Origin of the sequence: Acinetobacter sp. YH16053, assembly GCF_013417035.1 — a bacterium.
Lineage (GTDB): Bacteria > Pseudomonadota > Gammaproteobacteria > Pseudomonadales > Moraxellaceae > Acinetobacter > Acinetobacter towneri.
Genome location: NZ_VPEP01000011.1, coordinates 37,956 through 54,544, shown reverse-complemented (window position 1 = coordinate 54,544; position 16,589 = coordinate 37,956). Strand labels below are relative to the sequence as shown.

17 protein-coding genes and 1 pseudogene are annotated in these 16,589 nt (G+C 40.0%); 12 read left to right on the top strand and 6 right to left on the bottom strand.

The genetic code is table 11. From position 1 onward, the window contains the following. The gene (locus FTV43_RS09765; RefSeq protein WP_096900861.1) at positions 1–420 is read right to left on the bottom strand and encodes an internalin; all 420 of its coding nucleotides are present in this window, start codon (positions 418–420) and stop codon (positions 1–3) included. Between the two features lie 226 nt (positions 421–646). Here FTV43_RS09765 and FTV43_RS09760 point away from each other — a divergent pair, with 226 nt between their 5' ends. From FTV43_RS09760 to FTV43_RS09730, 7 genes are all read left to right on the top strand, one after another. Then, entirely contained in the window at positions 647–2,287 is a 1,641-nt protein-coding gene (locus FTV43_RS09760; RefSeq protein WP_004973343.1) for a CTP synthase, read from the top strand. A gap of 31 nt (positions 2,288–2,318) precedes the next feature. Further along, positions 2,319–3,176 carry a 3-deoxy-8-phosphooctulonate synthase gene (kdsA, locus tag FTV43_RS09755; RefSeq protein WP_004973345.1) on the top strand — a complete coding sequence of 286 codons (858 nt, stop codon included), beginning with the start codon at positions 2,319–2,321 and terminating at the stop codon, positions 3,174–3,176. Between the two features lie 73 nt (positions 3,177–3,249). After that, positions 3,250–4,539 (top strand): phosphopyruvate hydratase, encoded by a 1,290-nt coding sequence (eno, locus tag FTV43_RS09750; protein ID WP_004973347.1) that lies wholly within the window; start codon positions 3,250–3,252, stop codon positions 4,537–4,539. Between the two features lie 13 nt (positions 4,540–4,552). After that, positions 4,553–4,957, top strand: a complete 405-nt coding sequence (locus FTV43_RS09745) for a septum formation initiator family protein (RefSeq protein WP_004973349.1) — start codon at positions 4,553–4,555, stop codon at positions 4,955–4,957. Further along, positions 4,914–5,645: a 2-C-methyl-D-erythritol 4-phosphate cytidylyltransferase gene (gene ispD, locus FTV43_RS09740; RefSeq protein WP_179995380.1), complete on the top strand. Its 732-nt coding sequence runs from the start codon at positions 4,914–4,916 to the stop codon at positions 5,643–5,645. Before FTV43_RS09745 ends, ispD begins: the two co-directional genes overlap by 44 nt. A 127-nt stretch (positions 5,646–5,772) precedes the next feature. Beyond that, positions 5,773–6,909: a rod shape-determining protein RodA gene (gene rodA, locus FTV43_RS09735; RefSeq protein WP_154320713.1), complete on the top strand. Its 1,137-nt coding sequence runs from the start codon at positions 5,773–5,775 to the stop codon at positions 6,907–6,909. Between the two features lie 187 nt (positions 6,910–7,096). After that, positions 7,097–8,005: an AEC family transporter gene (locus tag FTV43_RS09730; RefSeq protein WP_154320714.1), complete on the top strand. Its 909-nt coding sequence runs from the start codon at positions 7,097–7,099 to the stop codon at positions 8,003–8,005. A 28-nt stretch (positions 8,006–8,033) separates the two neighbouring features. On the opposite strand, the gene FTV43_RS09725 is transcribed toward FTV43_RS09730, so the two are convergent. After that, a complete protein-coding gene (locus FTV43_RS09725) occupies positions 8,034–8,684 on the bottom strand; it encodes a hypothetical protein (RefSeq protein WP_004973366.1) in 651 nt (216 codons plus the stop codon). Positions 8,685–8,782: 98 nt separating this feature from the next. On the opposite strand from FTV43_RS09725, the gene ispF reads away from it, so the two are divergent. Further along, on the top strand, positions 8,783–9,271 hold the full coding sequence (gene ispF, locus FTV43_RS09720) for a 2-C-methyl-D-erythritol 2,4-cyclodiphosphate synthase (RefSeq protein WP_104852076.1): 489 nt from the start codon (positions 8,783–8,785) through the stop codon (positions 9,269–9,271). A 33-nt stretch (positions 9,272–9,304) separates the two neighbouring features. On the opposite strand, the gene FTV43_RS09715 is transcribed toward ispF, so the two are convergent. The 3 genes from FTV43_RS09715 to FTV43_RS09705 all read right to left on the bottom strand — a co-directional run bounded on the left by FTV43_RS09715 (position 9,305) and on the right by FTV43_RS09705 (position 12,037). After that, a complete protein-coding gene (locus FTV43_RS09715; RefSeq protein WP_004973370.1) occupies positions 9,305–9,826 on the bottom strand; it encodes a protein tyrosine phosphatase family protein in 522 nt (173 codons plus the stop codon). 61 nt (positions 9,827–9,887) lie between these two features. Continuing rightward, positions 9,888–10,979 (bottom strand): 3-deoxy-7-phosphoheptulonate synthase, encoded by a 1,092-nt coding sequence (locus FTV43_RS09710; RefSeq protein ID WP_042068745.1) that lies wholly within the window; start codon positions 10,977–10,979, stop codon positions 9,888–9,890. A gap of 170 nt (positions 10,980–11,149) precedes the next feature. Then, a complete protein-coding gene (locus FTV43_RS09705) occupies positions 11,150–12,037 on the bottom strand; it encodes a sulfite exporter TauE/SafE family protein (RefSeq protein ID WP_104852074.1) in 888 nt (295 codons plus the stop codon). Positions 12,038–12,263: 226 nt separating this feature from the next. Between FTV43_RS09705 and lpxB the strand changes: the two genes are divergently transcribed. Next, on the top strand, positions 12,264–13,439 hold the full coding sequence (lpxB, locus tag FTV43_RS09700; protein ID WP_179995379.1) for a lipid-A-disaccharide synthase: 1,176 nt from the start codon (positions 12,264–12,266) through the stop codon (positions 13,437–13,439). A gap of 5 nt (positions 13,440–13,444) precedes the next feature. Here the strand turns inward: lpxB and FTV43_RS09695 are convergent, their stop codons facing one another. Beyond that, complete coding sequence (locus tag FTV43_RS09695; RefSeq protein WP_096900855.1) at positions 13,445–14,398, bottom strand: AraC family transcriptional regulator; 954 nt, start codon at positions 14,396–14,398, stop codon at positions 13,445–13,447. A 166-nt stretch (positions 14,399–14,564) separates the two neighbouring features. Between FTV43_RS09695 and FTV43_RS09690 the strand changes: the two are divergent. The 3 genes and pseudogenes from FTV43_RS09690 (at position 14,565) to FTV43_RS09680 (ending at position 16,517) form a co-directional block, all read left to right on the top strand. Next, positions 14,565–15,769, top strand: a pseudogene (locus FTV43_RS09690) (alkane 1-monooxygenase). A gap of 164 nt (positions 15,770–15,933) precedes the next feature. Continuing rightward, a complete protein-coding gene (locus tag FTV43_RS09685; RefSeq protein WP_004973383.1) occupies positions 15,934–16,182 on the top strand; it encodes an AbrB/MazE/SpoVT family DNA-binding domain-containing protein in 249 nt (82 codons plus the stop codon). Next, a complete protein-coding gene (locus tag FTV43_RS09680) occupies positions 16,182–16,517 on the top strand; it encodes a type II toxin-antitoxin system PemK/MazF family toxin (protein ID WP_179995378.1) in 336 nt (111 codons plus the stop codon). Before FTV43_RS09685 ends, FTV43_RS09680 begins: the two co-directional genes overlap by 1 nt. The last annotated feature ends 72 nt before the right edge of the window (positions 16,518–16,589 follow it).

The window sequence follows — 16,589 nt, the reverse complement described above, 5'->3', positions numbered from 1 at the left end:
TTAGTTCTCAAGTGCTGGGGTTGCAGCAGCAATCGCAGCGGCAACAGCATCATCTTCAGATTGAGCACCTGTGTTATTGCTTGGACGTGCTTGAGTTGGTTTATCTTCTGCTACAGGAGCTGCCGCTTTCGGCGCAGGCGCAGGTGCAGCAGCAGGTTGTGCAGGTGTTTCACGACGGATTTCAGTTGTGGTGTTCACTGTTTCAGTGCGCTCCACTTCTACCTGTGCAGGCGCTTCTGGTTCAGCATCTTGAATGTTTTCAACAGGTTCTAGTGGTTCAAATTGAGCAGTTTCAGTAGTTTGTTCAGTTTGAACCTCTACTTGTTCTTGCTCATCTTGCTTTGGCTGTTCTTTTTTTACACATGCAGTTAATAACAATGCCGTTGCAATTGCACCACAAATTAAAAGTTTCTTATTCATAATTGCACAAAATAAAAGATCGGATAGACGGACGTATTATAGCAATAAAATGACAGATGAAAATCCTCTCAAGAAGTTCTAATTTTTTATAGGAAATGCTGATAGAATAACCAATTGTTTATTGTTCTATGAATTGATGCGGAATGAGTTTGCTTTATTGGTGCAGAGTAAAGTAAAATTGCGCAACATTGCAGGCCGATTTAGGCTCGATTGTACGAGAAACCCAATGACCCATTTTATTTTCGTGACTGGTGGTGTAGTTTCATCACTAGGTAAAGGTATTTCAGCTGCTTCAGTTGCTGCACTTTTAGAAGCCCGTGGTTTAAAAGTAACCATGGTCAAAATGGATCCATACATTAATGTCGATCCAGGGACAATGAGTCCTTTCCAACATGGTGAAGTTTTTGTCACAGAGGATGGTGCCGAAACTGACTTAGATTTGGGTTATTACGAACGTTTCTTGCGTCGTGCGAAAATGACCAAGTTAAATAACTTTACATCTGGTCGCGTGTATCAAGACGTTCTAAACAAAGAGCGCCGTGGTGATTACTTGGGCGGTACTGTTCAGGTGATTCCACACATTACCGATAATATTAAAGAACGTGTACTTCGCGCTGGCGAAGGCTACGATGTCGCAATCGTAGAAATTGGCGGTACAGTAGGCGACATTGAATCTCTCCCATTCATGGAATCTGTACGTCAATTGATGGTGGAATTAGGGCATAAGCGTACTATGCTCATGCACTTAACTTTATTGCCATATATCAAATCTGCAGCAGAGTTAAAAACCAAGCCAACTCAACACTCAGTTAAAGAATTGTTATCTATCGGTATTCAGCCAGATATTCTCATCTGCCGCACTGAACATGATGTTGATGCTGACACTACCCGTAAAATTGCGTTATTTACCAACGTAGAAGCACGTGCGGTTGTGGTATGTAAAGATGCCAAAACCATCTACCAAATTCCGCGTACATTCTATGAACAAGACGTTGATGATTTAATTTGTGAGCGTTTTGGCTTCAATGATCTTCCAGAAGCAGATTTATCTGATTGGGATAACGTAGTTGATGCATTATTGAACCCTGAATACAGCGTTCGTGTGGCGATGGTGGGTAAATATGTTGAACTGCCAGATGCCTATAAATCTGTAAACGAAGCATTATTGCATGCGGGTATTCAAAACCGCGTCAAAGTTGAAATTGACTATGTCAATGCAGAAGACCTTGAAAGCCAAGACGTTAATACTGTACTTAAAGATGCCGATGCAATTTTAGTTCCGGGCGGCTTTGGTGAGCGCGGTACCGAAGGTAAAATGCAAGCCATCAAATATGCACGTGAAAACGGTGTCCCATTCTTGGGAATCTGTTTGGGTATGCAATTGGCTGTGATTGAATATGCACGTAATGTGGCAGGTATTGCCGATGCAAGTTCAACAGAGTTTAACCGTTCGACTAAGTCGCCACTTATTGGTTTGATTACTGAATGGTTAGATGAGCGCGGCGAAGTTCAACAGCGTTCTGTCGATTCTGACTTGGGCGGCACTATGCGTTTAGGTGCACAAAAATCTGAATTGGTTGAAGGTACCAAAACTCGTGAAGTGTATGGTTCTGCAGAAATTGTAGAGCGCCATCGCCATCGCTATGAAATGAATAACCGTTATATTCCTGTGCTTGAAGAAGCAGGTCTTAAAATTTCGGGTTATTCACCAATTCAGCACTTGGTTGAAACTGTTGAAATTCCGCAACATCCTTGGTTTATTGCGGTACAATTCCACCCAGAATTTACCAGCTCGCCACGTGATGGACATCCATTGTTTGCTGGCTTTATCGGTGCGGCAAAACAACAGCATCAAAAAACCAAATAAGATGGCTTTAGGGATAAACTAGGAAGTTGAAATGTCACAATTAAAACCACAAGAAATTGTACGTTTGGGTGATATACAAATGGCGAATCATTTGCCATTTGTATTGTTTGGCGGCATGAATGTACTTGAGTCTAAAGACCTTGCATTTGAAATTGCTGAAACTTATGTGGATATTTGCACACGCTTAAATATCCCGTATGTATTCAAAGCCAGTTTTGACAAAGCCAACCGTTCTAGCCTGAACTCATTTCGTGGTCCCGGTTTAGAAAAAGGCATTGAATGGCTGGCTGACATTAAAAAGCATTTTAATGTGCCAATTATTACCGATGTGCATGAGCCGTATCAGGCTGCGCCTGTGGCAGAAGTGGCAGATATTATTCAGCTTCCTGCGTTTTTAAGTCGCCAAACCGATTTGGTTGAAGCGATGGCAAAAACTCAAGCCATTATCAACATCAAAAAAGCACAATTCCTTGCGCCGCACGAAATGCGTCATATTTTGCATAAGTGTTTAGAAGCAGGGAATGACAAATTGATTCTTTGTGAGCGTGGTTCAGCATTTGGTTACAACAACTTGGTTGTCGATATGCTGGGCTTTGACATCATGAAAGAAATGAATGTACCTGTGTTCTTTGATGTAACCCATGCTTTGCAAACTCCGGGTGGTCGTGCAGATTCGGCAGGTGGTCGTCGTGCACAAATTACCACCTTGGCACGTGCAGGTATGGCAACTGGCTTGGCAGGTTTATTCCTAGAAGCACATCCTGAACCAGAGCAGGCAAAGTGTGATGGCCCATGTGCATTGCGTCTATCACAACTTGAGCCGTTCTTGGCACAGCTTAAAGAATTGGATACCTTGGTAAAAGGTTTCCAAAAGCTAGATACACACTAAATTAGATCCATATTAAATTATAGACTCATTGATGCCTAAAGCATCACGTTATTAATCAACTGAGGAATTGTTCATGAGCCAAATCGTTGACATTCGTGCACGTGAAATTTTGGACTCTCGTGGTAACCCAACCATCGAAGCAGACGTAATCTTAGCATCTGGCGTAGTTGGCCGTGCATGTGCACCATCAGGTGCTTCAACTGGTTCTCGTGAAGCTCTAGAACTTCGTGATGGCGATAAAGCACGTTACTTGGGTAAAGGCGTTAAAACTGCGGTAAATAACGTCAATACTTTAATTCGTGATGCTTTACTTGGTAAGTCTGTGTTTGAACAAAAAGACATCGACAACACCATGATTGCGCTTGATGGTACTGAAAACAAAGAAAAATTAGGTGCTAACGCAACTTTAGCCGTGTCTTTGGCTGCTGCGCGCGCTGCTGCTGATGAAAAGAAAATTCCTCTTTTCCAATACATCGCAGACCTTCGTAACAACAGCATTTTAACCATGCCTGTACCAATGATGAACATCTTAAATGGTGGTTCACACGCAGACAACAACGTTGATATTCAAGAGTTCATGATTGAGCCAGTGGGCTTTACTTCATTCTCTGAAGCATTACGTGCTGGTGCAGAAATTTTCCACTCATTAAAATCTGTATTGAATCAAAAAGGTTTAAACACAGCAGTGGGTGATGAAGGTGGTTTTGCGCCAAACTTACGTTCTAACGAAGAAGCAATCACAGTTATTCTTGAAGCTATTGAGAAGACTGGCTACAAAGCGGGTTCTGACATCATGTTGGCGCTTGACTGTGCATCTTCAGAATTCTACAAAAATGGTCAGTACATTCTTGCAGGTGAAGGCAACAAAGCATTCACAAGCAACCAATTCTCTGACTATTTAGCTGGTCTTGTAAATCAATATCCAATTATCTCAATTGAAGATGGTTTAGATGAGTCTGATTGGGAAGGTTGGTCTTACCTCACTTCGATCTTAGGTGACAAGATTCAATTGGTCGGTGATGACTTGTTCGTTACTAACCCGAAAATCTTACAACGCGGTATCGATGAAAAAGTAGGTAACTCAATCCTGATCAAGTACAACCAAATTGGTACTTTGACTGAAACGCTTGATGCAATTTACCTTGCGAAAGCCAATGGTTACACAACTGTTATTTCACACCGTTCAGGTGAAACTGAAGATTCTACAATTGCGGATCTTGCAGTAGGTACAGCAGCAGGTCAAATCAAGACTGGTTCACTGTGCCGTTCTGACCGTGTAGCAAAATATAACCAATTACTTCGTATTGAAGAATTGACGAATGCTGCATATCGCGGTAAAGCTGAGTTCAAAGGTTTGAACTAAGCGAAATCAGTAGATGTCATTATTAAATGTATTTGACTCCAAAGCGAGTAAAGCATTGTTGGGCCTTGCGATCTTTTTGATCGCAGGGTTTCAATATTTACACTGGTTTGGTGAAGGTGGTTATCGTGACCATGCTGCACTGACAGAAAAAATCCAACAACAAATAGAATTAAATACAGAGCTGAAGGAGCGCAATCGTGTACTTGCAGCAGAAGTTTATGATTTAAAAAATGGGGTAGAAGCCATTGAAGAGCATGCCCGTTTAGATTTAGGCTTAATTAAGCCACATGAAACCTTTGTGCAAATGAGCACCATCAGCACACAATATAAACCAATTTATATTCAACCGAATTCCACAGTAGATTTACGCACCAATGAATCACAACAACTTGCAGCAGCAACCGCCCCGACACCCTAAACTTTGGGCGGTTATTCCCGCAGCGGGTTCTGGTAGTCGTTTTTCTAGAACTGAACTTAAACAATATCAGTATATTCAAGATCAAACAGTCTTAGCGCACAGCATCGCACGTTTAAATCACTTGCCTTTAGCGGGTTATGTTTTGGCGATTGGTCAAGCAGATGATGTAGCGCAAAACCTAAACTTGGCACAAAAAGAAAAAGCACATTTTTGCGTAGGTGGTGCAGAGCGAGTGGATTCAGTCTTAAATGCACTGCATTATTTATCTGAAATCGCCCATGTAGATGACTGGGTTTTGGTGCATGATGCAGCGCGTCCTTGTGTGACAGCTGCTTGCCTTGAACAGTTGTATCAGACTGCACTGGCAACAGATCAAAGTGCAATTTTGGCTATTCCAGTGCGTGATACTTTAAAAAAGGTAAGCCAAGGCACAAAAATTGAAACCACGGTAAGCCGTGACCAACTTTGGCAAGCGCAAACTCCGCAAATTGCTAAACTTGATGTGCTTAAAACAGCCATTGAATCTGCATTAAAACAGCAATTGACGATTACCGATGAGGCCAGTGCTTTAGAAGCAGCAGGGCAAATTGTAAATGTTGTGCACGGTCGTTCGGATAATATTAAAATCACCTATCCCGATGATTTAGAGCTGGCACGTTTAATTTTAGCCTCACAACAACATGGATGATAAAAATCTAGTGTAATTAACACCGCGTTAAACTTGAATCTTCAACGATTAAGCTTTAATGATTCACTCTGTGCCGCTTTGCTTCTATAATTGTCCATCCTGTCTATTTTAAATACCTTTGAGTCGCATGAATCCATCGCAGCAGTATCGTTTTTTACGTCACTCATTACGTGATGGTAGAAGCATTAAAAATGATTCCTCACGCTGGACTAAATTACATTTAGATCCATGGTTGCTGTGTTTTCTGATTTTAAATGCGATTCTGGGTTTAATGGTGGTATATAGTGCCACCGCGCAAGATATGGGGATGGTGCTGCGTCAAGCAACCAGTTTTGGCATTGGTTTTATCGCCATGATTATTTTGGCGCAAATTCCGCCTAAGGTATATCAAGCTGCCAGTCCATATTTTTATATCTTTGCAGTCATCATGCTGGCTTTGGTTTTGGTCATTGGTGAAACCCGTATGGGGGCAAAACGCTGGATCAGCTTGCCGGGTATTGGCAGTATGCAACCCAGTGAATTTATGAAATTTGCCATGCCATTGATGATGGCGTGGTATTTTTCGCGTCGTGCTTTCCCGCCTAAATTGATCCATATCATTGTCGCTTTAGTGATTATGATGATTCCTTTTGTCTTGGTGGCATTGCAACCCGATTTAAACATTGGTTTGATTATTCCCGGTGTCTTTGCGCTATTTTTAAGTGGCATGTCATGGCGATTAATCTTAGGAGCAATCACTGCATTGGCGCTCGCAGCACCATTGCTTTGGATGTTCTTTTTGCAGGAGTACCAAAAGAAAAGGGTACTAACCTTATTTGACCCAGAGTCGGATGCCTTGGGGGCAGGCTGGAATATTATTCAATCTAAAATTGCCATTGGTTCAGGCGGCTTTACAGGTAAAGGTTATTTAGAAGGAACGCAATCACATTTGGGTTATCTGCCTGAACATCATACTGACTTTATTATGTCGACCTATGCCGAAGAATTTGGTTTTATTGGCGTATTTTTACTGTTCAGTTTGTTTGCTGCCATTATTTTACGTTGTTTGATGATTGGGATGAATTGTTTCCATAATTTTGGACGTTTGTATGCAGGCACGGTTGGTCTGACTTTCTTTTTCTTTGTATTTCTAAACTCAGGGATGGTGAGTGGTATTTTACCTGTAACGGGTGACCCATTGCCGCTGATGAGTTATGGTGGAACGGCTGTTATTTCCATGTTGGCGAGTATGGGGATTGTGATGTCTATCCATACTCATCGTTAATACAGAATCCATCTGAAAGATGATGTAGGTGAGTTTTGCTATTATCATCTTTTTCTCTTTTTGTGGTTTTAAAAAGCCTAAGCAATTAGGATAAACACAAAACAATCCTTATAATATCCAGTAAATTTACTTTATTTATTAAGCAATAATTTAAAAAGAACAGCATAACAGTAACACAGAGCACCCCATGACCCATTTAATTTTTATTGCACTTTTCCCTTTGATTGCCTTAATTGCAATGGGTTATCTGCTTAAGCAATCACGTATGTTGGATGAGCCATTTTGGAAGGGTGCAGAAAAGTTAAATTACTATATTTTGTTTCCTAGCATGTTGTTTTTAAACCTCGCTACAGCAAACATTGAAGCGAAATCAATCGCACAGATTTTGTCGGTCGTAGGGATTATTGTGGCTTTAGTAAGTTGTCTGTTATATGCCTTGCGCGGCTATTTCAAAACACCCGCAGTCCGTTTTGGGGTGTATATGCAAAGCATGGTACGTTTCAATACGTATATCGGTTTGGCTTTGGTCGCAGCATTGTTTCAGGTGCAGGGCATGGCGCTGTTTGCGATTATTTTGGTGTTCTGCATTCCATTGGTGAATGTTTTATCTGTGCTGGCTTTAAGCGATACTAAGACTTTACAGGCAAAGCAAATCCTATGGTCATTAATGAAAAATCCATTAATTTTAGGGTGTATTGTTGGCGGTCTATTTAATTTATCAGGTTTGAGCTTGTGGGAAGGTGCAGCGCATTTTATTCGTCAAATAGCGTTATGCAGTTTGCCTTTGGGATTAATGTGTGTGGGCGCAGCATTACAATTTAATGGCTTGCAACGAGATGTATTCGCATTGGCATTGAATGTGTTCGGGCGTTTGTTATTTATGCCTGCTTTGGCTTGGCTAATTTGTCAGAGCTTAAATGTTCCAGTGTTGGAGTCGCAAATTTTAGTCTTGTTTTTTGCTTTACCTACTGCATCGGCAGCTTATGTACTTACACAAGTTTTAGGGGGAGATAGTCGTTTAATGGCTTCAATTATTAGCTTGCAAACCGTATTCGCCGCATTAACTTTGCCAATTGTGTTGTGGTTGCTCATTTAATCTGTCTAATACAATCTATTGTTCAGCATTAATCGTATAAACGATAGATGCCCGCAAAGCGTTCACAACCTTTTTGTTTGGTTTGAATTTTTAAGATTGCTTTAGAATAATTAAACTCATAACTGCAATCGTGCTCATTGTCGATGATTTTGTTTTTTTGATCAGGTGTTGTATAAGCTAAAAAGGCAATACTTTGGCTTTCAAGGCGGTTATTTGGATTGCGATAAGCAATACCTTCAATTTTAATGCTGTTTTTATTGAGTTGATGAATTTGTAAATGTACGGGTTGTGCAGCAAATTGACCATTTTCATATTTTAAATAATGTTGAGTCATGCTTTGATTCATTGAAGTGAAAAAATTCAGTTGATCAATTCTAAAATCAAATTGCTGAGTATAACAATTTAAGCTTTTGCATTGCTGTAAGCGTTGGATCCACAATTGCTGAGTATCTTCTAACAAGCGAATAGGCGCATCACTCATCAAATAAGCTGTTAAATGTTGATCACTTAATTTTTCACGCAATTCTGAGAAATTTTCTGTGCACACCTGCGCCAACTTTTTATTGGGTGTAGATCTACAATCAATCCCTTGTGCATAAGAGAAAGATGAATATAAACAGCCAAATAACAGCAGTGTACTTAAGTTTTTGATAAGATGAATCTCAGATTTCAACAGCATGATCGCTTATACTTTCACTATGTTGCGCTAGGTCTAATATAGCGAAATCGAAAGTATGAATACAAGATTTCAATGATTTATTTCTACAGGAGTTGAACATGGTTGCACAGATTCGTATTGGACAAGGATTAGATGTTCATGCCTTTGAAGCGGGAGATTTTGTGACGCTTGCAGGTGTTCAAATTCCTCATACACAAGGTTTAAAAGCACACTCAGATGGTGATGTAGTGCTGCATGCACTATGCGATGCATTATTAGGTGCTTTGGCGCTGGGGGATATTGGGCAGCATTTTCCAGATACCGATCCAAATTATAAAGGTGCAGATAGTCGGGTATTGCTTAAACAGGTTTATCAACTCATTTTAGACCGTGGCTATAAACTGAATAACGCCGATATTACTGTGGCGTGCGAACGTCCTAAACTTGCACCGCATACGCTAGAAATGCGCCAAAGTGTCGCTGATGTATTGGGTGTAGAGGTCACGCAAATTAGTATTAAAGCGACAACTACTGAAAAATTAGGTTTTACTGGACGTCAGGAAGGTATTTTAGCAACCGCGACTGTATTGATTTCTCATACAAAATAATCGCATTGCAATTTAACTAGGTAATCTGCTGAATTAAGAAAGTTCAGCAGATTCTAAAGCTTGTTGTAAATCTTGCGTGGCTTTACGACCTTGTAATTGCAAAGAAACGGCGTGAATTAAGCCTGTCCAAGTTTCATTGGGTTTCCAGATATCATGTAAAAAGTCTTGAGCCGTTGCAATATCCACATCCATAAAATATTGACGATACAAATACATTAAACTACTGACGTGGTTGTTATTGCTGCAATGTACCCACACCATTTGGCTTTCTAATAAATGATTGACCAAATCGAGCAATAATAAACATTGATCAGAGGATGGTGTTTCCCATGAAATTGGCAGTTGAATATAGTTTAGTCCAACATCCAGACAAATTTTGTCTTCATGGGGAAGGGCGTGTTCCGCATCACTTTCAGCCAAATTAATGACAGTGCCAATACCATATTCTTTAATTTGTTTTAATTCTTCAGCCGTAGGCTGACCTGAAGAAAACAAACGCTCATGAATGAACTGGAAATTTTTAATTTGGCTAAGTTGGGTTTCAATGTCATTCATGCGCGCAGAATTTCCTATGCTACAAATAGAAACGCCATCATGAAGATGGCGTTTTTAAATCTTAACGATTCACTAAAACGTCTTTTAATGCTTCATGCATTTCAAGCAATGCTTTTTCAGTGGTATCCCAGTCGATACAACCGTCAGTCACAGACTTACCATACTCTAAATCGCATAAGTTTTCAGGAATATCTTGACGACCACCTTTCAGGTGACTTTCGACCATAATCCCAACAATAGACTTATTGCCATCTAAAATTTGCTCAGTGATATTTTTTAATACCAATGGCTGTAAGAATGGGTCTTTGTTTGAGTTAGCATGGCTGGTGTCAATCATGATTTTGGTGCTGACTTTGGCTTTGTTTAATGCATTTTCAGCATCTGCAACAGAGCCTGCATCGTAGTTAGGCTTGCCATTACCACCACGTAAAACCACGTGTGCATACGGGTTGCCGCTAGTACGAATTACTGAAACCTGACCTTGATCATTAAGACCCAAGAAGCTGTGACCGTGTTTTACCGACTGCATGGCATTGGTAGCAACTGTTAAGCCGCCATCTGTACCATTTTTAAAGCCGACTGGAGAAGAAAGACCAGATGACATTTCACGGTGCGTTTGGCTTTCTGTAGTGCGTGCACCAATTGCAGACCAAGAAATTAAATCTTGATAATACTGCGGAGAGTTTGGATCAAGTGCTTCAGTCGCACATGGCAAACCTTTTTCATTTAACTCAAGTAAAAGTTTACGACCAAGACGCAAGCCTTTTTCAATGTTAAAAGAGTCATTCATGTCTGGATCGTTAATTAAGCCTTTCCAGCCCACTGTAGTACGTGGTTTTTCAAAATAAACACGCATCACAATATAAAGAGAATCTTTTACTTTTTCGCTTAATACTTTTAAACGATCTGCATATTCATGTGCAGCAGCAGGGTCATGAATAGAACATGGACCAATCACCACAAATAGACGCTTGTCTTTACCATCTAAAATATTGCGGATTGTTTCACGACCACGAAGAACGGTTTGATAAGCATTTTCAGTCAAAGGTAACTCAGTTTTTAATTCTGCAGGAGTCACGAGTGGCTGAATACTTTCAATATTCACGTCATCGATGTCTGATTGTGTAAGAGGATTAGACTGTAAAGTATTCATTGCCGTCACTGGTTTGATCATACAAAAGATTGTTTAATAGTCTGAATATAACATGAATTTCACTGTATTTTGTTATAAAAAGATGAATACTTCTTTAAAAAATAAGTGATGAATCGGGTAGATAAATTAAACGGTCTGTTTTAGCAAAATCCTGTCAGATAAAGCATTCATTATTGGCTGGCTTGTGCCTCAGAAACTGCTGTTGCAGTTTCTGGTGTGCTGATAGGTTTTGATTTCACAGGATTGACCATAAAGTTAATCCCGATAATAAATAAGGTAATACCTAAAACTTTACGAATCACTTTTTCAGGTAAACGTGAACTGACTAAAGTTCCCACCACAATTGCAGGAATCGAGCCAACCAACAACCAAACCAATAGGTGAAAGTCGACATTGCCTGAACTCATGTGACCTAAGCCTGCAACTAGGGTAAGTAAGACGGCATGCACGACATCTGAACCGATAATACGAATCATCGGTAGATTCGGGAACATCAGCACCAATGCCATGATGCCAAAAGCACCTGCACCCACTGAAGAAAGTGTGACAAATACACCCAGTACAACTCCCATAATTACAATGAGGGCACGCTTATCTGCAGCCTGTAGTTTGACCTTTTCAAGGTCTTGGGTCATATCGGGCAATTCTTGTTTACGGTATTTATTAAAAAACGTTTCAATTTGACTGCGAAACACAATTGAGATGCCAGTTAAGGTCAACATAAAGCCCAGTACCACGGTCAGTACCATTTTGTAATGGGTAGATTGGCTTAAATAATTCTCTAAAACCCAGTGGGTCGCAAATGAAGCAGGGATACTGCCCACCGCAAGCCAAATGACAATGGGCCATACAATATTCATTTTTTTGGCATGAACCAATGAGCCGCAGAATTTTGAAATGGCGGCATAAAGTAGGTCTGTTCCAATTGCGATATGCGGTTCAATTTTAAACAAGCTGATCAGAATGGGAGTCATCAGTGAACCGCCACCTACGCCAGTCACACCCACGCAGAAGCCGACCAATACACCTGCCAAAATAAACTCTAAAGGACCAACCATGAAGATATGCCGAAGTCAAAAATCGTGAATATATTATGACTTTTGGCAATAAGCTGTTGTCTTGATTAATGATTTACTTATTCTTAAAACAGATATAGTCAATGTGGAAAATCAGTGCAAAAGATCGCAGATTCAAGCCACGGCTTACTTTCTGTTTCTTACAAAATACAGTGGCTATGCTAAAATGCGAAAATTCATATCCATTAAAATTTAGAGGACAAAACGCTTGCAAAATCGAGAACTTAAAATAGGTATCGTTGTGGGAGAAGTATCGGGTGATACTTTGGGGGCACAACTCATGCGACGTTTTCGTGAGCAAGGCATTGATGCTGAGTTTGAAGGCATTGGTGGTCCGCAAATGATTGCGGAAGGGTTTAAAAGTTATTATCCGATGGATATTTTATCGGTAATGGGCATTGTTGAAGTGCTGAAAGATTTGAAAAAACTCTTTGCAGTACGAGATGGTTTGGTCGAAAAATGGACTCAAGATCCAGTTGATGTCTTTGTTGGGGTTGATGCACCCGATTTTAATTTACGTCTTGCCAAAAGTTTAAAACAGAAAAACTTGCCAATTAAAACCGTGCAATATGTTAGTCCTTCGGTATGGGCATGGCGACAAGGTCGAGTGCATCGCATTAAAGCCAGTATAGATTTGGTGCTGTGTTTATTTCCGTTTGAAAAAGCCTTTTTTAAAAAATGGGATGTGCCTGCAGCCTTTGTCGGACATCCTTTGGCGAGTCAGTTGCCGTTGGAAAATCCAATTGCTGCAGCAAAACAAGAATTGGGTTTAGACCAACAGCAACAACATATTGCGTTATTGCCTGGTAGCCGACGTGGTGAAATTGAGCGTTTAGGGCCGTTAGTTTTAGATGCGGCTTATATTTTGACGCAAAAATATCCGCAGTTTAAGTTTTTAATTCCTGCAATTAATGATGCACGTAAACAACAAATTGAAGCGTTACTGCAGTCTTATCCGAGTGCATTACAAGACAAAGTGCAATTGATGGAAAATCGTGGCACAGAATCCAAAATTGGTCGTCAGGTAATGAATGCGTCCGATATGATTGCACTGGCTTCAGGCACGGCGACGTTAGAAGCGATGCTATTACATCGTCCAATGGTTACGTTTTATAAGCTCAATCGCATTACGTACTGGATTGCGAAACTGTTGGTGAAAATTCCTTATTATTCATTGCCAAATATTATTGCAGGTAAAAAGGTTATTCAGGAATTAATTCAGGATGATGCAACACCAGAGCGTTTGGCAGCAGAAATTGAAAAGTTAATTTATATCGAAACTGCACAAATTCAAGTGATGCAACATATCACTATGCATAAGCAATTATTGTCCGATAACAGCGAAGACCCTGCACAAGCAATTTTGGCGATTTTAGATCGTTAAACTGTTCATTTCGTGATTGCATTGTTGTTTTGAAACTGCTGCCGATACTGGCTAGGTGTTAGCTCGAATTGCTTTTTAAAAGTTTGGCTAAAGGCGGTTTCGGAAGAATAACCGACACGATGGGCAATTTGTTGAATCGACAATTGTCCTTGCTGTAAATAATGCGATGCCAAGCGTAGCCGATGTTGTTGTAAGTATGCCAAAGGCGGCTCACCAATCACCTGATTAAACAAATTGGCAAATTTAGAACGTGACATGCAACATTGTTCTGCCAAACTTTCTACCGTCCATGCTTTTTCGGGTTGACCATGAATAGCTGCGAGCGCATTGGAAAGTTCAGGATGTGCCAAAGCGCCGAGCCAGTTATTTGAGTCATCAAGCTGAAAAATATAATCACGCACACATTCAATCAGTAAAATACTGACCAAGTGATCTAATATTTTATCCCGTCCCGGTCGGATTTGATGACTTTCCACCGCTAAAAATTGCAAGCCAATTTGTAACCACTCGGGCGCTGTGCTGCACATGATATGCGGAATATGCAGATATTCGGGTAGGGCACTTAAAAGCGGTTTTGCCATGGTGGTGTCCATGTGGCATTGAATCACCAAAATAAATGCGTCTTCAGCTTGTGTGTGATTTATCGTGCCAAAATTTATTGACTGCTGTGACTGAATTTGAAATAAATCCGAAATATCAAAGTGTTCTGTCCAGTGAGTGTCTGCAGTTGCACTTGCGTAATGACTGCAACCCGATGGAATCAGGACAATATCACCTGCATCAATGTGAAGGTGTGTCTGTGCAGATAAATGGATATGCAGCGAGCCTTGTAGTACTACATAAGCCAGCATTGCCCCTTGGTCACGATATTGAAATGACCAATCTCCTTGAGGATTTAAATAGATATATTCTGATTGGTGCAGATGTATATCATCAAAAATTTTACTTAAAGCATCCATATTTTAAGCATAAATCATTATAAAAAATAAACCTGTGATTTCAGGACAATATAGCGCATTTTTGCGCCAAAGACTTTTGCATAGCTTTTTTGGACGTCTGCAACTGTTCATTCTCGTGTCTTTCCTCAAATATATAGGTAGAACAGCGTAGAAGGAAGAAAATAAGATGAACGCACCACTTCATTTGCTTAAAGAGATGGAACAGGATGTTCCTTATAAAAGCGCGGCTCAACTCGATAAAAAGCGTTATTTATGGTTGATCAGCCCATTTTTACCTGTATTGGGGATGGGGATTTTGGCGGGTTATCAATTCGCTCCGAAGCCTGCGAAAAAAGTTTTTGCTCTAGGTGGCCCTTTATTATTGCATGTGATTATTCCAACAATTGATACTTTAATTGGTCAAGATGCCAATAACCCAAGCAATGAAGATGTGAAACGACTTGAGGAAGATCGGTATTATTCGCGTTTGGTGAAAAGTTTTATTCCTTTGCAATATGCCGCCAATATTTATGCAGCTTATTTGGTTGGACGGCCACAAACCTCGTTAGTCGATAAAATTTTTCTGGGTATTTCCATGGGGATGGTGAATGGTATTGCTGTCAATACTGCGCATGAACTCAGCCATAAATCTTCAAAAATAGATCACTTACTGTCACATTTGGCTTTAGCACCAACAGGATATAACCATTTTCGGGTTGAGCATCCGTATGGGCATCATAAACGTGCTGCGACACCTGAAGACCCTGCATCTTCACGTATGGGAGAAACATTTTATGAGTTTTGGCCCCGCACGGTAAAAGGTTCGTTTAAGTCTGCACTGCAAATTGAAACTCAGCGTTTAAAACGTAAAGGCAAAAGTTTTTGGTCGAAAGACAATGAATTATTACAAGGCTGGGGCATGAGTGCGGCATTTCATGCTGCATTGTTGGCGCGTTTTGGTACTGGGATCATTCCGTATTTGGCGACACAGGCTTTTTATGGCATTAGCCTGTTTGAAATAATTAATTATATAGAACATTATGGCTTGCTTAGACAAAAAGATGCGCATGGCAAATATGAGCGCACTATGCCTGAACACAGCTGGAATAATAACAATATTGTGACCAATTTGTTTTTGTATCAATTACAACGTCATTCCGATCATCATGCTTATCCAACCCGACCATTTCAGGCTTTGCGACATTTTGATGAAGCGCCTGAATTACCAAGCGGTTATGCCAGCATGTTGCTGCCTGCCATGATTCCACCTTTGTGGTTTAAAATTATGGATAAACGTGTATTTGAACATTATCAAGGCAATTTAAACAAAGCCAATATTCAGCCTAAACGCCTGCACGAATTTTTAAGAAATTTGGTGTGGTGGATAATTGATTGAATTATTAAGATTATTTTTTGATATTTCTTTTGTATATATCTTTCAAAGGAAAGATTGAGATGTATACCAGATGTCTATTTTCACTCATCTTACTATGAATTGACTTCATCTCATTTTGGCGCATAATAAAGTTATATATTTATATAATATTGAGGTGGGTATGATTCATACAAACTTGAGAAAAGTAGGTGGTTCGGTCATGCTTGCCGTACCGCCTACATTATTAAAAAGTTTAGGTTTAGATGCGGGAAAGGAAGTTTCTCTGAGCATTGTGAATGGTAAGTTAGTGGTCGAACCTAAAGCGAAGCCATCTTATAAATTGGCTGACTTGCTGCAAGAGCATCAAGCTTTAGCATTAGAGCAAGATGCGTGGCATGATGTAAAAGCAGTTGGGCGAGAAGAAATCTAATGAATCAAGGCGATATTTATTTGATTTCATTAGATCCAACACTTGGACATGAACAACAAGGTAAGCGACCTGTATTTGTTATTTCACCTAAGTCATTTAATCTTATTACTAAAATGCCGATTGTTTTGCCTATTACTTCTGGTGGAAACTTTGCACGAAATATGGGTTTCGCTGTAGAGCTTATTGGTGGGAAAACTACAGGTATTGTGCATTGTGATCAATCTAGAGCTTTAGATTTTGAAGCTAGACACGCGCGGTTTTTAGAATCCTCGCACGCAGATGTTTTGGATGAGGTTTTAGCAAGATATATCGCAATTTTTTCACCTGAAGATTAATTTATATCGAAAAAGACAGAAATTTATAGCAATATTTCTATGAAAATCTGTCTTTTATCTTACTTTACTATA